At 70.9% G+C, this 2,929-nt stretch carries 3 protein-coding genes; 2 read left to right on the plus strand and 1 reads right to left on the minus strand.

Going from position 1 to position 2,929, the window contains the following annotated elements:
- Positions 1 to 171: 171 nt before the first annotated feature.
- Entirely contained in the window at positions 172 to 441 is a 270-nt protein-coding gene (locus tag G6031_RS09925; protein ID WP_182645637.1) for a DUF2530 domain-containing protein, read from the minus strand.
- Positions 442 to 516: 75 nt separating this feature from the next.
- Between G6031_RS09925 and G6031_RS09930 the strand changes: the two genes are divergently transcribed.
- Together G6031_RS09930 and G6031_RS09935 are read left to right on the plus strand one after the other, a co-directional pair.
- Positions 517 to 1,986: an NCS2 family permease gene (locus tag G6031_RS09930; RefSeq protein WP_182645636.1), complete on the plus strand. Its 1,470-nt coding sequence runs from the start codon at positions 517 to 519 to the stop codon at positions 1,984 to 1,986.
- Positions 1,987 to 1,998: 12 nt separating this feature from the next.
- A complete protein-coding gene (locus G6031_RS09935) occupies positions 1,999 to 2,832 on the plus strand; it encodes an RNA methyltransferase (protein ID WP_182653176.1) in 834 nt (277 codons plus the stop codon).
- Positions 2,833 to 2,929: the final 97 nt, after the last annotated feature.

A 2,929-nucleotide genomic window follows, 5' to 3' on the forward strand; every position in this document is an offset into this window, starting at 1 on the left:
CCGGGCGCGGGGGGCGGCTGAGCAGGGCGACGAGGTGGGGCAGGGCGACGAGGTGGGGCAGGCCGGTCCGGCGGGCGGTCCCGACCAGCCCTGATCCCGCCGGCCCCCGCCGCCGGTCAGGACTGATCCCCCGCAGGCATCTCAGGTGCCGACAGCTCAGATGCCGACAGCTCAGATGCGGTCGAAGTCGAGACCGCCCTGTGCGCCCGCACTGCCGCGCAGGACGGCACGCCGCTGGAGCGCGTAGACGAGTGTGCCGATCGCACCCACGCCCACACCCACGGCGCAGAGGATCACCGCTCGCATGTCGACCTCGTCCATGAGCATCATGGCCAGGAGGGCGATCGTCCACGCGAGGGTCCCGATGAGGACGACGGGCCGCGGGTCCAGCAGGTAGGCCGGGATCCGGGGCACCTGCGGCTCTGCCGGGCTGTCCGTCATGACCGCGACGCTACCGCAGGCGGGGGGCCGGTTACTCTATGACGGTTCCTCACCCACCGCCAGGAAGGTCTCCAGATGTCGCAGAGCGCCGGGGCCCCGTCGCGGTCCCCTGTACGGATCGGGGCCGTCGACCGGTACTTCAAGATCAGTGAGCGCGGTTCGACGGTGGCCCGCGAGGTGCGCGGCGGGTTGGTCAGCTTCTTCGCGATGGCCTACATCATCGTGCTCAACCCGCTGATCCTCGGTTCGGGTGTCGACGTCGAGGGCAACCAGCTGTCGATCATCGAGATCGCCGCCGTCACCGCCTTCACCGCGGGGGTGATGACGGTGGCGTTCGGCGCGATCGCCCGCTACCCGTTCGCCTTCGCGACCGGCCTGGGGATCAACTCCCTCGTCGCGGTCACCATCGCCAGGCAGGTCACGTGGGCCGAGGCCATGGGGCTGATCGTCATCGAGGGCATCATCATCGTCATCCTGGCGGTGAGCGGGTTCCGCAAGGCCGTCTTCGACGCCATCCCCTCGGACCTCAAGGCCGCGATCGCCGTGGGCATCGGGTTGTTCATCGCCATGGTCGGCTTCGTCGACTCCGGTTTCGTGCGTCGACTCCCCGACGCCGCGGGCACCACGGTCCCGGTGGGACTGGGGATCGAGGGGTCGATCGCCTCGTGGCCCACCGCCGTGTTCGCCTTCGGGCTCCTGCTGTGCGGTGTGCTCGTGGCCCGGCAGGTGCGCGGCGGCATCTTCATCGGCATCGTGGTCACCACCGTCGTGGCCATCATCGTCGAGGCCGTCGCGAACGCCGGACCGTCCTTCGTCGACGGTGAGCCCTCGCCCACCGGGTGGAACCTCGCGGTCCCGGGGATCCCCGAGACCCTGGGTGGGCTGCCCAACCTGTCCCTCATCGGGCAGGTGGATCTCTTCGGCGCGTTCGTCCGGATCGGTCCGCTGGCGGCCAGTCTGTTCGTCTTCACCCTGCTGCTCGCCAACTTCTTCGACGCCATGGGCACCTTCACGGGGCTGGGCAAGGAGGCCGGGCTCATGGACGAGAAGGGCAATCTGCCCAACATGAAGACCGCGCTCGTGGTCGAGGGCGTCGGTGCCGTGGCGGGTGGCTTCACCTCGTCGTCGTCCAACACGGTCTTCCTCGAGTCGGCCACAGGTATCGCCGAGGGCGCCCGCACCGGGCTGGCGAACATCGTCACCGGTGTCCTCTTCCTCATCGCGATGTTCTTCACCCCGCTGTACGAGGTCGTCCCCGTGGAGGCGGCGGCTCCCGCACTCGTGGTGGTCGGCGCGCTCATGATGTCGCAGATCGTCAACATCGACTTCACGCGCTTCGCGATCGCGCTGCCGGCCTTCCTCACGATCGTCACCATGCCGTTCACCTACTCGATCGCCAACGGCATCGGCATCGGGTTCGTGGCCTGGGTCGTCATGGCCACCGCCACCGGCAAGGCCCGGTCCGTGCACCCGCTGCTGTGGGTGGTCGCGGCGGCGTTCCTCGTGTTCTTCGCGATCGGGCCCATCACCGAGCTGCTGGCCTGAGCGGCGCGGGCAGTGCTCGTCGTCGACGTCTCCGATCCCGCCGATCCCCGGCTGGACGACCTGCGCGACCTCAACCACTCCGACCGTCGCCCCGACCTGCCGGGCGGCCGGGGTCTGGTGATCGCGGAGGGCACCTACGTGGTGGGCCGGATGCTGCTGTCCCGGTTCCGCCCGCACGTCCTGCTGGGGACCGACGCGCGACTGCAGCAGCTGCGGCGTGAGGCGACCGCCGAGGGCTGGGACGCCGATGAGCGCGCCGACGGCGCCGTGTACCTGCGCACCACCAAGGACGTGCTCAGCGAGGTGATCGGGTTCCGGTCCAGCCGGGACATCCTGGCCGCCGCCGACCGGCCGACGCCGCTCGAGGTCGACGCCGTCGTGGGCGGTGCCCGGACCCTCGTGGTGCTCGAGGGCGTCAACGACCCCGAGAACCTCGGGGCGATCTTCCGCAACTGCGCGGCGCTCGGCGTCGACGGGGTGCTCTTCGGCGCCGCCACCGGGGACCCTCTCTACCGGCGGGTGGTGCGCGTGTCCATGGGGCACGTCCTGCGGCTGCCGTTCGCACACCTGCCGGGGACCCCGACCACCTGGCAGCGCTGCCTCGGGGATCTGACCGCGCAGGGCTTCCGCACGGTGGCGCTGACCCCGTCGGCGGAGGTGCCGCTGTCCCGGGCCGTCGACTCGGACAAGGTGGCCTTCGTCCTGGGCGCGGAGGGTCCCGGTCTCACCGAGCACGCGATGCGGGCGTGTGACGTCCGGGCGACGATCCCCATGACGGCCGGGACGGACTCGCTCAACGTGGCCACGGCCGCGGCGGTGGCGTTCTACGAGCGGTCGCGCGGCTGACCGCGGCGGTGCGTCACCGCCGGTTCGCCAGGCGTCGGTTCATGGCCCCGCCGGCCCGCCGCACGGTGTCGCCGACGACACCGGCGATCCTGCGGAC

This window comes from Dietzia sp. CQ4 (genome assembly GCF_014145125.1).
Taxonomy (GTDB): Bacteria; Actinomycetota; Actinomycetes; order Mycobacteriales; family Mycobacteriaceae; genus Dietzia; species Dietzia natronolimnaea.

What these genes read in the sequence shown, in the direction of transcription:
- G6031_RS09925 (WP_182645637.1), bottom strand. Translation starts at nt 441, where the DNA reads ATGACGGACAGCCCGGCAGAGCCGCAGGTGCCCCGGATCCCGGCCTAC.
- G6031_RS09930 (WP_182645636.1), top strand. Translation starts at nt 517, where the DNA reads ATGTCGCAGAGCGCCGGGGCCCCGTCGCGGTCCCCTGTACGGATCGGG.